We start from the raw sequence: 15,922 nt of genomic DNA on the forward strand, positions 1-15,922 counted from the left end.
AATCCCCAAGCCATAAAGGAACAAACCGTTAAAAAGCGTTACGCCAATCCTTTACCCTCTTTTGCCGATAGACTGGCTATTGTTGATTTTAATGAACAAGAGCAGGTCTTTTTATTTGCCGATGGTAAAAGTTTAGGTTCGGGGTTTGAATTAGGTGACATTCAAGCAGAAGCCGCTTCACCTGAATATTTACAAGCCGTATTTAATAAAATTCGGGATACCTTTGCATCGGTAGTTCCACTTCATGCCGTTGATCCTTGGGTCATGCAGATGTTTGTTCAAGACGAATATTGCCTTGATCCCGTTATCACTCATATTAAAACCCAAATCCCCCAACAATTTAGAGAAAGTCCATTAACGCAAGATTATTTAGAACGCCTGCACGATCTCTACAATAAGATGACCCGACCCGAAGGCTTATTTATTGATCCCAAAACAGGCGCGCCCTACCGTGGACGAAGACGAAGAATCAGAGTTTTGTTTTATAGACAATTACACCAAACCACTCTACCTCGAGAGCAAATTCTTCTCGAACATCAAGAAGTCATTAGTCAGATTGAAACCAAACTGCGTTCACCAGGGCTGGAAATTAAACGCCTCAAAGGGCAAGATTATTACCAGTGGTGGATACGTTGGTTTAATCCCAAATCAGCTGACGAGATATTAGAACAATACCCTTATCCGAATCCCATACCAGCAGGTTTTAACCTAGCGCAAAATGTATTCTTTGCTCCACCTGAAAGCGATGAACAAGGCTTCATCTTTGAAGGAATGAAACAAAGAATTCTATATGTGGATGGGTTAAAAGAAGCGCCTATCATTGGTTTAGTCTCACGAGAAAGACAGCAAGCCAATCCCAAACATCGATACGCACTTTTAGATACCTTGCCAGAAGGAAGCATCTACACAATCCAAGTCGTCTTTAGTCATGATGAAAATCTTGATTCCCATTTAACGCGATTGGAAAAAGGAATCGTAGGAACCAGTCTAAAACCTCAGGAAGTCAAAGATGATATTAGGACAGCCCGTAATGAGTTAAGTATGGGCAATCGATTGTTCTGGGTTAATCAGGCCATTTTCTATCAAGCCGAAGATGAGCAACAAGCTCAAATCATAGAAAAAAATCTGCACGCGATTTTCAATGATGCCAAAATGCCCTTGATTCATTCCAACTATGATCTCCATCCTCTAAATTCCTGGCTCAATGCTCTACCCTTTAATTTTGATCCCTACTATGCCCGTAAATATTTATGTTTTGATCGTCTGATGTATGCCACTGAGCTGGCAGCACTGCTTCCGGTCTATGGACGCAACCAAGGGGCACGACATTTACCTTGTTTCCCTTTTTTCAATCGTTTGGGTGAACCTGTTTTTTTTGACTTACTGCATCATGATTTTGTTAGCCAAAATTCTCATTGCGCTATTTTCGCAAACTCTGGTGGTGGCAAGTCGGTTTTAACGGGCTGGATGATTCAATCTTTATTGGCCATGAAAGATGCCCGAGTAGTGCTTTTTGAAATGGGAAACTCTTTTGACAGGATACTCATTCACGCCAAAGCGCACGGTAAAAAGACCAACCAGTTATTACTGAGCAATAAGAAAGATGAAGCAGTCCCATTAAATCCATTTTGTGAAGCATATAAAGCCATTCCCGAAATCACAGATAATTTAAGTACAGAGCAGGCTACCTTAATTGCTCAAAAAATCATGGAATTAAAGAGCAACCTTCAAGAACCTGCTAATTCAGAAGACGTGGTCTGTGGTGATGGTCACCGATCTTATCTGGCCGAGCTTGCTTTAGCTTTACGTACCATGATTACTGAGGCTAATGCTTTGGAAGAAGAACAATTTACTTTGGCTGATGAAACTCTATTAATCGAAGTGTTAAGTGATGCAATTTTAACGTCCTTTAACAATGAAATACCGCAAATGCTCACTGAGCATATCGTAAGTGCTTTTAAACGACGACTGGATAGAGAAACAGTTGCTCGCAAGAAAGACCGCATCCTTGATATGCACGATCGATTGAACAGTTATGTGATTAACAGTGTCAAATCTCGTTTTTTTAATGTGCCGACAGAGCCTTTAGGTGACTTTGATATTTTTCATGTTGATATTTCAGCCATTAAGGATGATACCGGCAAACTGGCCTTGGTCATGGTGTCGTTGCTACCAAGAATACTAGCCATGGCGGAAGCCACCCAGAACGATAACAGACCAACCTTTCTCTTTATTGATGAGTCCCATTTGCAATTTCAAATCCCTTCTGTTGTGACCGTGTGTTTACTGATTGCCAAAGTAGCAAGAAAGCTCGGTCTTTGGCTAGTTGCTATTACCCAAAACGTCACGGACATGAATTCAGAAAAGGCCACCAAAATTTTATCGTTGATTGAAACCTGGATTTTATTGGGACTTGATGAAAAAGAAATTGCTGATGTCAAACGCTTTAAATCATTAACACCGCAGCAGGAAACCTTAATCAGAGATATTGATTCGCAAAAAGGCTTGTATGCAGAAGCAGTTTTATTAGGGTCACGTTATCAGGGATTGTTTCGTGTCATTCCGCCTCGCTACCTGCTTGCCCTCTTAATGACTGAAAAATCAGAAAAAGCACAACGCCACCTCCTGGAGAAAGAACATGATGTCCTTGAAGCTGCTGAAATCATGGCTAAAAAACTCGAACAACCTAACACGGCTACTCACAATAGGGCTTATTTTTATGACTAACTTGTCCTTTGCTTTAGAAAGCACTAGCCCTCCTCACCCAGTGAACACCTTCACCATAGCCACACGGGTCTTGCAAAAGCTATTTCAAAACAGCCATTATAAAGTGATTGGTTCTTGTACCTGGGCTGTAGGCCGTCTACCGCCCAGGCTTGAAGTCACGCCCGCGGTTGAGCAATTCTTGCCTGATCTAATCATTACTGTCAGCAATAAGCCAGAAGAAAATCCCTGGCTTGAGGCACGAACGCTTTACGAAAATAAAGCAGCAAGAACACTGTATCAACAAGCTTATAAAGCTGCGACTGGTTCTGAATTAGGTTTTGGCAATGACAGCGGCCAAACCACCGATCTTCATATTAATGATGAACGCACCCGTATCGTTGATGTTATTGGCAGCCCTGCTGCTTTCTATCGTATCCCTTACCTGTCACATAGACCTGAAACAGGTTTTGGTGTTCCTTATTATCTTGCCGAAGCTGATGCAGTCATGGATAGAACAGAAGCCGCTGAGTTGTTGTATATGGGAACTCATCCATACCTATTAATTAATCATGACATTGGCACATTCACCCAAAATTGGGGTTCTGAAATTCCAAGATTAATGCGAGTGACTCAGCCCTATAACTATAGAGCCTCAGTTGTAGCGGCCATGCACGCAGCGGATATCGTCACCAATAAAAATCCCTTACATGTCACCAAATCAACTCGTAATTCCTGTGGGAGAAACTGTGTAGTAGCTAATGCCATTTATGACCCCAGAAACACCAAGGTCATCTGGCAGGAAATCTACCCCATTAACCGAAATATTCACCCAGGGGATGCACAGGACTTTGGTACAGAAGATGACAAAGCGGGTAATGGTAATTATGTATTTGTCCTCTGGCGTAAATACCGCGGCTGTATCCAGCACGAAGGCAAACTCGTGAACTTTTTAACCTTTCCCAAAGTAGAACAACCTCAAAAACGATAGGACGATGCCATGAAGAAATCACTACTACTTAGTTTACTAATCCCCTCTCTGATCCAAGCTGGCAGCTTTATGCCTAGCCAATCTGATTACTATTACGAATTAGGAGGAACATCTAATTTATTTATTCCACCCGTCAATAAAGATCAAACACTGGTTATTGGTGCAGATATAGATGGCCGTATGGGCTTTTCCTGTAGCGGTTTTAATCCTGTGGTATCCATTACCAATACTTTTCAGGATTTAAAGAAATCAGCATTAAATATCCCTGGCGGTGTAATTGATAATTTGAAAGGCTCTGTCGCAGGATTTCCGCTTTATAAGCTACAACAGTCCATGCCTGCTTTATACAATGTTCTACAAAATGCTGCATCTAGCGCGCAAAATGAATTTACCCTCAAAGTTAAAGATTGTCAGGAAGTCAAACAAGCATTGGAACAAAACCAATCTCCTATGGAAGGCATCTTATCAGTATCAGATAGTCAGGGATGGCTCGATGCTGCCAAACGGGCTAAGAAGGAAAACGTCGATGTGACCGAAACGTCAAAAAGTATTGCCCAAAAACGAGATGAATACGGTCTACCCTGGATAGGCAGCGATAAAGGCAATGCTGGCGGTAAATTCCAACGCCCCATTAAGGTGATTAATGATGTAGTCATTGCTGGGTACAACATTCTTTTGGAGAGAAAACCTTTAAATTCCTTGGAGAAACCAAGTACTAAAATCCCTATGACACTAAGCTGGCCAACACCTACTGATGCTGCCAATTGGGCAGTTAAGGTTCTAGGTGATATTCAAGTCAGCAGCAGTGAAAACAAACAAAATCACGATGCTAAAGCAGGGATAGGCTTATCAGCCTTATTGCAAAGCTGTGCGAACGCTAATACCTGTAGTCAGAACATTGCCAAAGCCTTATGGAATTTAGTCAATGGTACATGGACACTGACCGAAGAAAATCTGCATAAAGTCAGCGCCTCCAATTTACTGATTACTGATGAAGTCATTATCACAATTCAACATTTACCTCGTGAAGAACAGATGCTCACTGTCTCGAAGTTAGCTGAGGAAATTGCTGTCCAAAACATGTTGGATAAAGCCTTAATGATGCGTCGTATTTTACAAGCAGGACTGCAAGTACAAGAAGTACAAAACTTAAAACCTGCTATGAACATGGTCCTTTTTGCACTGAAAAAACTGGATGATGACATTCACTCATTGTCATTTGAAAACGATGTCCGCAAAAAAATGATGAATGAGACTTTGGGAACCATCATGGACATTCGCCACCAAGCACAAAACCAAAATATCCCAGGCCAGGATCATGAACAGCCAGCAGTAAAAAATGGTGCAATCTACGTCAAAGAAAATAAAGGAGCTTAATCATGATCGTCTTTAACCCTTTATCCCTCTACACCACCTATCTAGGCTGGCAACAGTATGAGGTTCTATTTAACGCCCTGTGGCAAACAGGGCTGTTATATCTTGGCTTTTTGGCCATTGGCTATCGCTTTCTTAAAAATGTGCTTAATCCAGCTGGCGCTTTTTATGCTGTGGAACATGCTTTAAATAATTTCCTTTATGAATTGGCAGTCACTTTCCTGATATGCAGTTTATTTGTCTATCCTTGCGTACCATTGGAAACCAAAGCCTTACAATTTAAACCCCTATGTGGACTAAAGAACCCAACGACTGCGGTCATTGGCGACAGCGGCACAACTTATGATGAAGCCTTTGCAGATCTACTGACTAACCAGGTCAAAATTCCTATAGGCTTTGCCATTATCCAGAATTTCATGTCGAGCTTCACTTACAGCCTTATGAAGGTAACGGGTTGCACCGATAGTTTGCAATCTATTCAAGGCGATTTGGTATCAACCTATCTACCCCAAAGCGTTCGCAAACAAGCATTGGATTTTCATAGGCAATGTTTTATTGAAGCAAGAACTCAATTCAATAGTGAAAAGCATGAAGCCAGTGAGTTAGATCCTATGCTCAAACGCTATGGTGGTGAAGATGATTTAAACTGGATGGGTTCTAAAATTCTGCAAAAGATGTATTACAGCAAACTTCACGCTCGCCAACCCGTGTCAGGATTTACCTTTCATCAAGCCCCAAATCGCAATCTTGAAAAAGCAGCTAATCGTGGCGATATTCCACCCGAACGATTGCCAGAAGATGGATATCCAAGCTGTCAGCAATGGTGGAACAAAATCAAAACTGACCTGGTTGAAGTCTCTAATCAGGCCAGTGTTTTTAACAAGCATCTAAATTACTACGCCATGCTCGATAGAGTTCGCCAATATAAAGTGAAACACCCAAAAGCCTGGAAAGCAGACATCAGCGCAGAAGATTTTATTGCGAAAATGCTCTTGCAAGAAAGCAAAGACATGCAGACCAGTTCTGTGCAAAACCTCATGGATAATAACAATGGAAAGGTCGCATCTGCCATTACCCATAGCCTGGTCAATGTCGGACAATGGACAAAATCATGGACATCCACCCCATTAAAAAGAGAAGCAATCATGCAAACCCTGCCCGTCATGCAAGCGTTTTTCATGTTCTTTTTAATCATTTTAACGCCAATGGTATTGTCCTTAAGTTGCTATAGTCCAAGAGCGTTGGGCAGTCTGTGCGCCTTGTTTGTTATGGCTATCTTTCTTCAATACCTCTGGCATCTGGTCGGATTTCTCGAACGCTCTGTGCTTGATCCATTAGGGGAAAACGATGCTATTTCGGCCATGAAGAATATGGCTGTAATGTTTTACTTTGTAGCACCCGTTTTGTTACTCAGATTATCTAGTCATTTTGGCGGTGACGCTGGTGCAGGTCTTATGGATTTAGTCAGCGGTACTGAACGCCATAGCGATAACGTAAGTCAATCAGGTATGCAGGTAGCTAAAACAGGTGTTAAAGTGATATCAGGAGGTCTTCGATGAAGACCTTATTTAGACTCAAGGGATTCATTGTATTCACGAATACTAATCAAGCCCTTATCAAATTTTTCTTGAGCCTCATAAACAGTCAAATAGCGTTTAGCAGGTTTATCCTCGGCTACGCCAACAAGGGCATCAAGAACTACCGCCAACAAGCGAAATACCTTTCTCATTTGGAGCTATCCCTATGATTAAACATTACATCCGTTCATTCATTATAGTACTGATTCAAGCCATTTTACCAATCATTGGTTTATTGATGATTGCTCCTTGGATTATCAATACAAATATTCTTACTCGTTGGCAACATACATTCGCTAATATACAACCGTTGTTTCTAGGCTTACATGGACTACTTTATCTGGCTTTGATTTTGTTATGGCCAAAGCTGGTCACACGCATACAGATTAATAATCAACTCTCATCCGAACAACTCAAAACAGCCCTCAAAGTCCGCTGGTATCTACTGGCTATTTTCTTATTTATTGATGCACTGATGATTTGGAGAATGTTATGAGCGAATATCCTATTAATAACCTATTTCGGGAACCAACCGAAGCCTGGTCAGCGATTACCTGTTTGTCTTTGGCTCTACTCGCTTATAGCCAACCACATCTGTTCTTGCTTACGCAAACAATGAGTCTATATGCAGCGATTACACTATCAATCCCTGGTGTCTTTAGAGCATGGCAAGCAATAAAGGTTAAGCGATATCAGCACAGACTTTTAGCCATGCCAACCTATGCCCTATCCACCACAGAAATTCCTTTATCCAAAAACTGGCTATTTCTAGGTAAAGGTTTCCGCTGGCGACCAAGCCATACCCAAAAGCTGCATCAAATCAAACAGGTCAAAAATGAAAAGTTCATGCAAAGGAGCTATAGCTATCAGCTGGCCAGACAATTCTGCCAAAACCATGAACACACTCGATTAGCAAAATGGCTTAACAACCGCTCCAAGTTAAATCCATTCAGACCCGATCCTCCCGTCGGAGGAAGTCCTTTCCTTCACGGAGTTGGAGAAGAAGATAAACCAGTTTACATTCCTCAAGATGTACGTGTAGGTCATACTTTTGTGGTTGGTACTACCAGAGTCGGCAAAACTCGATTAGCCAGTATTCTGATTAACCAGGACATCCGAAACGGTGATGCCGTTATTGTTGTAGACCCTAAAGGCGACCAGGACTTGGTTAGAGACATGATGGCTGCCTGTAAGGTATCAGGCAGAACAGAAGATTTCAAAATCGTTCACTTAGGCTTTCCAGAGAAATCCGCACGATATAATCCTCTCAAAAATTTCGACCAAATCAGTGAAGTGGCTACACGAATCACCGATGCAATATCCGCAGAAGGTGAAGGGAAGCAATTTGCAGCCTTTGCATGGAAATATGTTAATATCGTTGCCATTTGTCTTGAAGAAATGAAACAACCCATTACCTACCAATCCATAGCCTTTTATATCAGTCGATTAGATCAACTATTGATGACATATGCCGACACCATTCTACCCAATCACTATCCCAAATATCATCAAGAGATTGAAGCTATTATAGAGGAACATGACAGCAAGATTGGTAAAAACAATAAAACCAAATCCCCTATGGAACGCCACCAGGCAGTCATTCAATATGTCAAAGACCACATCAACAAAACCATCAAAAGCAACAATGCCGAAGCGCTTCACGACCAAATCCTGATAGACCTTTATGATGCAGCTATTATGGATAAACACTACTATGACAAAATCACAGCCAGCGTCGGCCCTGTATTGTCTGAAATCAATAAAAGTAATGCTTCAAAAATTCTATCGTCAAAGGCCAAAGCAGGTGACATTGAGCTGATGGATGTGATTAAAAATAAGAAAGTGCTTTATATTGGTTTAGATAGTTTAACTAATCCTAATATTGCCCAAGCAGTGGGTAAAGCTTTTTTGTCAGATCTGGTTTCTACAGCTGGTAAAATTTACAAGGAACCCAATGCTCGTTATATATTGAATCTGCATTGTGATGAGCTGTCAGAGATTATCCAGGATTCTTTTGTGAAGATTCTCAATAAAGCGGGCGGTGCTGGTTTTCAAGTGACCGCTTACGCTCAAACTATTCAAGATATGGAAGTTGCACTGGGTTCCAGGGCTAAAGCAGAAGTATCCGAGGGAAATTTTAATACCCTAATTATGCTGCGTGTTAAAAATGAAGAAACAGCCAATTTACTGGTTAAAGTGCTGCCTCAAGTTGGAGTTATTGGACATACCCAAGTTTCTATGGTTAATGATACACCTCATGGGGAAGATGGGGTTTATTTTAATACAACCAATGAGGACAGAGTACAAACTTCTTCTGTGCCTATGATTGGAGTAGAGGATATTATTTCTTTGCCAAAGGGGCAGGCTTTTGTTTTAGTAAATGGGGGAGAACTTTATAAAGTAAGAGTTCCTTTACCTTTAAGCCACAAAGATAAGTCATCTGATATCTATTCAATGAAATTGAAAATCAATCAACTACCAGAAAATTAACCCACCATGCCAATGGATGGTTTCTCCAGTTTTATTTGTTCAATATGAGATGAATGGATTCGTGATTCAAGTGATGTATCCAGTATTGCGGATCTAATATTGCATTGTATTTTTTACTGGGATTCCAAACGGGGCAAAAAGTGTTTTCCCATTAATTTGTACTTGGGTGAACAATTTAATAAATCCCGCTTTATTGGGCTCAATATGAAATTGTAATTCGGGTCCTCCACGTTCAGCCTTATTTTGGGGTTCTTTCCCCATAGGATGAACGTGGGTAACGGTTTTAAAGTCTTCATTAAAACCAACGATGTGAGCATAGGCACCCATAATTGGTTCTAACGTATGAACTGGGTTTCCCTTGGCATCAACAATATCTATTTTACCCATGGCTGGTTGCCCCACTTGTAATGGTGTTTTATCAAAAGATAATTTGAACTGATAGCCATCAACAGTGCTTTCAAATAAAGGCTGGTGATCAATATGACCTCCTAATCCCTTAATGTTTTTAGGAGATGGAAAATCAGCAATAATATATTCCTGAATTTTTGTATTCGCAGGCAATAGATCGGCCCATGCACGATAAGAAGCATTTTTGAGGATAGGCTGCCACTCAAATTGGTAAACACCGGGTGTCGTTGTTTCAACTGGATGAACATGGCTGTAGTCCATGAGATTGTCATCAATAATCAATAAATGAATCTTTTGTGTATGTGCCTCAACAAGATCGTTTAGGGTAACTGGGTTATTATTTGTTGTTTTAGATAACTTGAGGAAGACTAGTTTCTTATCCTTTTTTTCAATTATCCTCTGAATTGATAATCGCATGGTAGCACTTTGCTGTGACTTCGATGAATTTTTTGAGGGATTTTTCATCGCATGATGATGTGAATTTCCAGCAATAGCAATTCCATAATACGAATTGCTTAATAGCAAACCAATGAGGGCAATGATAAATTTTTTCACAATAATTTTGGCTCCAAGGACACTCAACCGTTCTGTATCATTATATCGTAGATAAACACTAACTACCTAGGTTTCAATTAACCGCTTTATATGATTACTGTTTTTTTTAGAGTTTATACAACATTTCATTCAATTGCTTAAATCAGTTTAGCGAATTAAAGTATAAGAAAAATTAGATATGCTTAAGATAATTCACTTTATTTTAAGTTATTATTAGGTAATCTATTTATCGATGGAACTATCATGAGTGATATGGAGATCTTGGAGTATTTTCCTGAAGCAAGAGCCGAAGAGGAAAAAGAAAAAGCTCTCTGTTTTCACCCAAAAAATAGTAATCATGCACAAAATAATCTAGTCTATCTTTTGGATTGGGAAGAAGAGTTTGATGTTATCCGTTCAATCAATTAGAGCTATTTATTTTGACTGGTGATTGAATGACAGTCTATATTTTAATTATTTCCTTTTAAAATCATGGATAAAAATCATCATAAAACAAAGTCATTGGTTTATTTTAGCCTGCTGTTTATTACTTGCTGTTTGTACAAACAGTGGAGCTGCCAACGATAGTACAAAGAATTAAAATATTCATGTCGCGCAAGGCCATGGAGGTGGCAGTGGTCGTTAACATCAGGGGCTTTAGACTGAATTGTAAGGGTTTGTCATGAGTATTGATTCTCTTATAATACCAACTTAGGCGTTTGAATTTTTAGGGAAATTAAACTCACATGAATAATAGGTGAGCAGATTCAAAGGATGGACAATGACGCAGATTTGGCATGACAAGAAGCCCCAAGAAGTGGCCAAAGTACTTAAAACTGATTTATCAGTTGGTTTAACTGAGGAAGAAGCACAACGACGCTTAGAAGAGTCTGGCGCTAATGTATTGGTCAAACAGAAAAAAACTTCATTTTTGAAAATTCTTTTCCAACAAGTAAACAGTTTAGTCACCTGGGTTCTTTTAGGCGCTGTAGTCATTTCATTTTTACTGGGTGAAACAGTAGATGCCATTGCCATTTTTGCCATTGTGGTTTTGAATGCCATTATCGGCTTTATTATCGAATTTCGTGCTGATCGCGCTATTTTAGCGTTGCAAAAATTGGCTTCCCCTAAAGCCAGGGTAATTCGAGATGGTCATGCCAAGATGATCACTACTTCCGATATCGTGCCAGGCGATATTCTTCTTTTTGAAGGAGGAGATTTAGTTGCAGCTGATGCTCGTCTTTTTGAGCTGTCTTCCTTAAAGACGGAGGAAGCCCCTTTAACTGGTGAATCATTGCCTATTGAAAAAAATCTCAATCTTTGTAGTATTGAAACACCACTCGCTGAGCGCAAAAACATGGTCTTTATGGGAACATCCGTGGCGAATGGTACAGGTCGAGCCATGGTAGTCGCAACTGGTATGAGTACCGAAATGGGACGTATTGCGACCATGTTGAATGAGGCTTCTCGTGATGAATCCCCATTACAAAAAAGGCTTAATCAAGTGGGCTCCCGGCTATTATGGCTTTGTTTTTCCATTGTTCTACTGATTTTTATTCTCGGTTGGTTACGTCGTATTCCATTTTTTGAATTGTTTATGAGCTCAGTGAGTTTGGCTGTTGCAGCTATTCCTGAGGGTTTACCTGCGGTAGTCACTGTTGCTTTAGCCTTAGGTGTTCAACGCATGGTACGACGTGCTGTCTTGGTAAGGCGTATGTCAGCTGTGGAAACTCTGGGTTGTCTCCAAGTCATTTGTACGGATAAAACCGGGACATTAACAGTGGGTGAGATGACAGCCCGTAAACTCATTACCGCAGAGGAAGTGTACAGTATCATAGGTGAAGGATATCACTTGGATGGTCATTTTATTTCCCAAGGTCAAGAAGTTGATGTCGCCAAAGATAACTTGTTACAGACGGTTTTGAGCACCGCTTCGGCGTGTAACAATGCAGAAATTCGTTTGCAACAAGAACAACTATCCACTGTTGGGGACCCAACAGAAATTGCACTATTAGTAGCGGCTGCCAAAGGAGATATTTGGCGTGATAATCTGGAGTCTACTTTTCCTCGCATACGAGAATTGCCTTTCGATTCAGAACGAAAACGTATGACGATAATCCGTAGGCAAGCAGAGCAACTGACTGCGTTTGTCAAAGGGGCACCTGAAGTGATTTTCGAACGCTGTACCCATATTTTGACTCGAGAGGGCATCAAAAAATTAACCCCTAAAGAACGTGCCCGTATGCAACAATCCTGTCAATTGATGGCCAGTGAAGCATTGCGAATCTTGGCCTTTGCACAACGGCAATGCGATTCTTCATTATTGGAGGCTGCTGATGAAGACATTGAAAATAATCTTGTTTTACTAGGACTCATAGGACTCCAGGATCCGCCGCATGCTGATGCAAAAGCATCGGTTAAGCGTTGTAAAATGGCAGGCATTAAACCAGTCATGATCACAGGCGATCACCCCGATACCGCCAAAGCAATTGCTCGTGAATTAGAGATACTGAATCCAGGCGATCGCCTGATGACAGGTAATGAACTGGATAAGATGTCTGATGATGACTTTATGGCGTGTGTGAAACAGATTGCTGTTTATGCTCGCGTTACTGCTGAACATAAATTAAAAATCGTTCGTGCCTGGAAAAAACATCACATGGTGGTTGCAATGACTGGTGATGGTGTAAACGATGCACCGGCACTAAAAGAAGCTTCGGTTGGTATCGCAATGGGGATCACAGGCACTGAAGTGACTAAAGAATCTGCCGATATTATTCTCATGGATAATAACTTTACCTCCATTGTCGATGGGATTGAAGAAGGGCGGACAATTTATGACAATATTGCCAAAACGCTTGCTTATTTATTAGCGGGAAATATGGGTGAACTGCTGGTTGTTTTTAGTGTTCTTTTAATCGGCTGGCCCTTACCACTATTGCCAATCCAATTGTTATGGATAAATTTAGTGACGGATGGTTTGCCGGCATTGGCTTTGGCAACCGATCCGGCTGAGCCTGGAATTCTTAAACGTCCGCCAAGATCATCACAACAATCTCTGATGAATTTTTCATTTTTCAAGCAGGTATCTTTTATAGGCTGTTTAACGGCACTGGTCACCTTTGGTGTATTTGCTTACGAATATTTAGTCAATGCGGATTTGATACAGGCTCAGGACGCTGCTTTTTCTGTTTTAGTGACTGCTGAACTATTGAGAGCCTTTGGGGCTCGTAGTCAAACCAAGACCATATGGCAAGTAGGACTGTTTTCAAACATGCGCTTGTTTTTTATTGTCAGCATTAGTTTTGCGTTGCAGATCTTCATTCATCATGTCCCTTTTTTGCAACGTCTTTTTGGAATTAGTCCAGTGACTTTATCTGAATGCTTGCTTTGGATAGTCTTAGGAACCATCCCTTTACTGATTTTGGAATTGAAGAAAATGATTACATTAAGGAATTCACCTCATGAGGCGTTTTAATTTTAAAAAAGGCTTCTGGGTCATCCTGATTACCAGCTTGATCAATTACCCTGTTTTCTCTTTAAGCCATGCTGCGCCAATACTGGCTTTAGAGAAGCTGATTGAAGAGGCTAAGGGAAATAACCCACAAATTAAGGCGGCTCATGCGCGCTGGATCGCTGCCAATCGTGTTGCACCCCAAGCCCGTTCACTCCCTGATCCTAAAGTCAGTGTTGGTTCCCCGATGAATATTGATCCCATGCGGCTACAAATGATTGGTGCAAGTCAGGAAATTCCATTTCCAGGGAAGCTGGCAGTTCGTGGGAAAATAGCAGTCGAGAAGGCAAAACGGGCTGCCGCGGACTTCCAGGCCACGTGCCTGGTTGTTATTGCCCAATTAAAGCGTATCTATTACAACCTTTATTCGGTTAATAAATCGATTGAAATCCTGCAAAAAACCCTACTGCTTCTGCAAGAGCTTGAAAAAAGTGCTCAAGTGAATTACAGCGTGGGAAAAGTACCGCAACAAGATATTTTTCGGGCGCAAACCGAAATCGCTCGCCTGGATATGCGTTTGGTTATTTTAAAGCAAGAGCGGGAATCGCTTGAGGCTGATATTAACCGTCTTTTAAATCGACCTTTGGATATTGCAATTCATACCCCACCGCAGTTATCTGTAACCCATCATCGTCATAATTTGGCATTTCTCAATAACCTCATCAAACAGCGCTCTCCACAATTAAAAGCACGCGAACGAAGCGTTGAGCAACGACGCCAAACGGTCAAATTAAGTAAAATGAATTATTTTCCTGATGTTGAAATTGAAGGAGGAAAATTACATAACACAGTAACGAATAATGACGGATATATGGTCAACTTGAAAGCCACTATTCCTTTGTATTTTATGGAGAAGCAAAATAATGGCTTGCGAGAATCCCTTTCTCGTTACAATGCTGAAGTAGAAGATTTGCACACCACTTATCAAGCACTTCTTTTCCAGGTCAAAAACGCTTTTTTAGTGGAACAGCGTTCTGCAAAGTTAATTGAATTGATCCAAGGCTCCATCATTCCTTTGGCCACACTAACGTTTAATTCATCACAAGCCAATTATGGAGTTGGTAAAGTGGATTTTTTAACCTTGCTTAATAACCTGCTGACGTTACAAGAAAATGAAATTGAATTGCATAATGAGTTGGCAAATCACGAAAAAGCCATCACGCAGATAGAAGAAATTACAGGGAAGCTCACATGAAGTCTAGAAAGCCAATCGTCTTATTTATTGTGTTATTGATCGCCGTTCAAATAGGTATTGCGCAATCAACAACAAGTACTCATGACAAGATGGATATGAAAAAATCCACCTCGGACAATTTAATCATGATAGACCCAGTTCGCTTACAAGCCATAGGCATTACATCGGAGCCGGTAAAAAGCCAATTGATTGAAAAAACGATTCGTACGGTGGGTTATGTTGAAGTAGATGAACGGTTGGTTGCCCATATTCATGTGCGTTTTGATGGTTGGATAGAAAAATTATTCGTCAATTTTACCGGAGAGAAAGTCAAAAAAAATCAAGCTTTATTTACTGTTTATAGTCCTGATCTGGTTTCTACTCAACAAGAATATTTATTGGCTTTACAAGCCAAAAAAATTCTTGGTAAAAACAAAAACACTTCAATTATATCAGGCTCACAGGCGTCTTTTGAGGCAGCCAAACAAAGACTTTTGCTGTGGGGAATTTCTGAGAAGGAAATCGAGCATTTGACAAAAAGCGGTAAAATTACCAATACGATGACCATTAATTCTCCAATTAATGGAACGGTTACTCATAAAATGGCATTAGTCGGCATGCGAATCAAACCAGAAGATGAACTGTATACCATAGCCGATTTATCTCGTTTGTGGATTTTAGGCGACATTTATGAGTATGAATTACCTTATATTAAACTCGATCAAACAGCAGATGTCACCTTGTCGTATTTGCCTAATCAATTGTTTAAAGCCAAACTTGATTTTATTTATCCAACGGTCGATATGAAAACTCGTACCGCCAAGGTTCGTTTTGTGGTGGATAATGCCAAGGATCAATTAAAACCGGGGATGTACGCCAATATTGACTTAAAAATTCCTTTAGGCAAGCGACTTGTAGTGTCCAAAAATGCTGTTTTGATAACGGGTGAGCGTGCCGTGGTGTTTATTTATCATGGTGATGGAAAAATTGAGTGGCGCAATGTGACATTGGGTGTGCGTGCTGGTGATTTGATCGAGGTGGTACAAGGCATCAAAGAGGGAGATAACATTATTACCTCTGCTAACTTCCTCATTGATTCTGAAAGTCAGTTAAAGGCTGCGATGGGTGGTATGCAGCATTAATACGATAAAGGGATT

The 15,922-nt window shown here is 40.6% G+C and carries 12 protein-coding genes; 10 read left to right on the top strand and 2 right to left on the bottom strand.

All coding sequences use genetic code 11. The features are described 5' to 3' along the window. The 4 genes from Lbru_RS08810 to Lbru_RS08825 form a co-directional block, all read left to right on the top strand. On the top strand, window positions 1-2,727 hold a 2,727-nt coding region (locus Lbru_RS08810; RefSeq protein WP_058441815.1), incomplete at its 5' end, for a conjugative transfer ATPase. After that, a complete protein-coding gene (locus tag Lbru_RS08815) occupies window positions 2,720-3,694 on the top strand; it encodes a TIGR03756 family integrating conjugative element protein (RefSeq protein ID WP_010652862.1) in 975 nt (324 codons plus the stop codon). The genes Lbru_RS08810 and Lbru_RS08815, both read left to right, overlap by 8 nt. Window positions 3,695-3,703: 9 nt before the next feature. Beyond that, entirely contained in the window at window positions 3,704-5,071 is a 1,368-nt protein-coding gene (locus tag Lbru_RS08820) for an integrating conjugative element protein (protein ID WP_010652861.1), read from the top strand. Window positions 5,072-5,073: 2 nt separating this feature from the next. Continuing rightward, a complete protein-coding gene (locus tag Lbru_RS08825; protein WP_014842598.1) occupies window positions 5,074-6,627 on the top strand; it encodes a conjugal transfer protein TraG N-terminal domain-containing protein in 1,554 nt (517 codons plus the stop codon). Between the two features lie 5 nt (window positions 6,628-6,632). On the opposite strand, the gene Lbru_RS17465 is transcribed toward Lbru_RS08825, so the two are convergent. Continuing rightward, window positions 6,633-6,797, bottom strand: coding sequence for a hypothetical protein (locus Lbru_RS17465; protein WP_010652859.1), 165 nt, complete (start codon window positions 6,795-6,797; stop codon window positions 6,633-6,635). A 14-nt stretch (window positions 6,798-6,811) separates the two neighbouring features. On the opposite strand from Lbru_RS17465, the gene Lbru_RS08830 reads away from it, so the two are divergent. Together Lbru_RS08830 and traD are read left to right on the top strand one after the other, a co-directional pair. Next, window positions 6,812-7,141, top strand: coding sequence for a hypothetical protein (locus Lbru_RS08830; protein WP_058441816.1), 330 nt, complete (start codon window positions 6,812-6,814; stop codon window positions 7,139-7,141). After that, the gene (gene traD, locus Lbru_RS08835) at window positions 7,138-9,135 is read left to right on the top strand and encodes a type IV conjugative transfer system coupling protein TraD (protein ID WP_058441817.1); all 1,998 of its coding nucleotides are present in this window, start codon (window positions 7,138-7,140) and stop codon (window positions 9,133-9,135) included. The genes Lbru_RS08830 and traD overlap by 4 nt, the downstream gene beginning before the upstream one ends. Before the next feature lie 93 nt (window positions 9,136-9,228). Here the strand turns inward: traD and Lbru_RS08840 are convergent, their stop codons facing one another. Next, the gene (locus Lbru_RS08840; protein ID WP_010652856.1) at window positions 9,229-10,098 is read right to left on the bottom strand and encodes a hypothetical protein; all 870 of its coding nucleotides are present in this window, start codon (window positions 10,096-10,098) and stop codon (window positions 9,229-9,231) included. Window positions 10,099-10,341: 243 nt separating this feature from the next. Here Lbru_RS08840 and Lbru_RS17200 point away from each other — a divergent pair, with 243 nt between their 5' ends. The 4 genes from Lbru_RS17200 to Lbru_RS08855 all read left to right on the top strand — a co-directional run bounded on the left by Lbru_RS17200 (window position 10,342) and on the right by Lbru_RS08855 (window position 15,907). After that, window positions 10,342-10,506: a hypothetical protein gene (locus tag Lbru_RS17200; RefSeq protein ID WP_154080663.1), complete on the top strand. Its 165-nt coding sequence runs from the start codon at window positions 10,342-10,344 to the stop codon at window positions 10,504-10,506. A 352-nt stretch (window positions 10,507-10,858) separates the two neighbouring features. Further along, complete coding sequence (locus tag Lbru_RS08845; RefSeq protein ID WP_058441818.1) at window positions 10,859-13,555, top strand: cation-translocating P-type ATPase; 2,697 nt, start codon at window positions 10,859-10,861, stop codon at window positions 13,553-13,555. Next, entirely contained in the window at window positions 13,542-14,786 is a 1,245-nt protein-coding gene (locus tag Lbru_RS08850) for a TolC family protein (RefSeq protein ID WP_058441819.1), read from the top strand. The genes Lbru_RS08845 and Lbru_RS08850 overlap by 14 nt, the downstream gene beginning before the upstream one ends. Next, window positions 14,783-15,907 (top strand): efflux RND transporter periplasmic adaptor subunit, encoded by a 1,125-nt coding sequence (locus Lbru_RS08855; RefSeq protein ID WP_058441820.1) that lies wholly within the window; start codon window positions 14,783-14,785, stop codon window positions 15,905-15,907. Before Lbru_RS08850 ends, Lbru_RS08855 begins: the two co-directional genes overlap by 4 nt. Window positions 15,908-15,922: the final 15 nt, after the last annotated feature.

It is taken from the genome of Legionella brunensis (assembly GCF_001467025.1).
GTDB classification, from domain to species: Bacteria; Pseudomonadota; Gammaproteobacteria; order Legionellales; family Legionellaceae; genus Tatlockia; species Tatlockia brunensis.

What these genes read in the sequence shown, in the direction of transcription:
- Lbru_RS17200 (WP_154080663.1), top strand. Translation starts at nt 10,342, where the DNA reads ATGAGTGATATGGAGATCTTGGAGTATTTTCCTGAAGCAAGAGCCGAA.
- Lbru_RS17465 (WP_010652859.1), bottom strand. Translation starts at nt 6,797, where the DNA reads ATGAGAAAGGTATTTCGCTTGTTGGCGGTAGTTCTTGATGCCCTTGTT.
- Lbru_RS08820 (WP_010652861.1), top strand. Translation starts at nt 3,704, where the DNA reads ATGAAGAAATCACTACTACTTAGTTTACTAATCCCCTCTCTGATCCAA.
- traD (WP_058441817.1), top strand. Translation starts at nt 7,138, where the DNA reads ATGAGCGAATATCCTATTAATAACCTATTTCGGGAACCAACCGAAGCC.
- Lbru_RS08830 (WP_058441816.1), top strand. Translation starts at nt 6,812, where the DNA reads ATGATTAAACATTACATCCGTTCATTCATTATAGTACTGATTCAAGCC.
- Lbru_RS08845 (WP_058441818.1), top strand. Translation starts at nt 10,859, where the DNA reads ATGACGCAGATTTGGCATGACAAGAAGCCCCAAGAAGTGGCCAAAGTA.
- Lbru_RS08825 (WP_014842598.1), top strand. Translation starts at nt 5,074, where the DNA reads ATGATCGTCTTTAACCCTTTATCCCTCTACACCACCTATCTAGGCTGG.
- Lbru_RS08850 (WP_058441819.1), top strand. Translation starts at nt 13,542, where the DNA reads ATGAGGCGTTTTAATTTTAAAAAAGGCTTCTGGGTCATCCTGATTACC.
- Lbru_RS08855 (WP_058441820.1), top strand. Translation starts at nt 14,783, where the DNA reads ATGAAGTCTAGAAAGCCAATCGTCTTATTTATTGTGTTATTGATCGCC.
- Lbru_RS08815 (WP_010652862.1), top strand. Translation starts at nt 2,720, where the DNA reads ATGACTAACTTGTCCTTTGCTTTAGAAAGCACTAGCCCTCCTCACCCA.